The organism is Bradyrhizobium sp. NBAIM08 (genome assembly GCF_020193935.1).
Classification (GTDB): domain Bacteria; phylum Pseudomonadota; class Alphaproteobacteria; order Rhizobiales; family Xanthobacteraceae; genus Bradyrhizobium; species Bradyrhizobium yuanmingense.
This window is the reverse complement of the sequence record NZ_JADYVR010001000.1, coordinates 1-401: the sequence shown is the minus strand read 5'-3', so window position 1 is coordinate 401 and position 401 is coordinate 1. Positions and strand designations below refer to the sequence as shown.

1 protein-coding gene is annotated in these 401 nt (G+C 68.3%); it reads right to left on the bottom strand.

The genetic code is table 11. The features are described 5' to 3' along the window. The coding region (locus tag I6F37_RS43140) for an NAD(P)/FAD-dependent oxidoreductase (RefSeq protein ID WP_225154854.1) at positions 1 to 377 on the bottom strand (377 nt) is incomplete at its 3' end. Between the last annotated feature and the right edge of the window lie 24 nt (positions 378 to 401).

Below are 401 nucleotides of genomic sequence, written 5' to 3'. Positions count from 1 at the left end.
GTCTTCAGCGCACAGGCGTGCTCGGCGACGCCGGCGATGCCGAAGTCGGTCGACACAGAGCCGGCGGCGACGACGAGGTAGTCGAACTCGATCGGGCGCTGATCGTCGACGACGACCTCTCGTCGTTCGAGATCGATCGACGTCACCGCCCCCAGCACGAAGCGCGCCGCCGGGTTGCGTCGCAGGATGCCGCGCACCGGAAAGCTGACGTCGCCGGCGTCGAGCCCGGCTGTCGCCACCTGGTACAGCAGCGGCTGGAAGGTGTGGAAGTTGTGACGGTCGATCACGGTCACGTCGACCGGGTGACCGCGGAGCACGTTGACGACCCGCAATCCGCCGAACCCGGCGCCGATCACCACCACATGCGGGCGTGCCATCGATGCCACCCTAGGCTCCGGAAG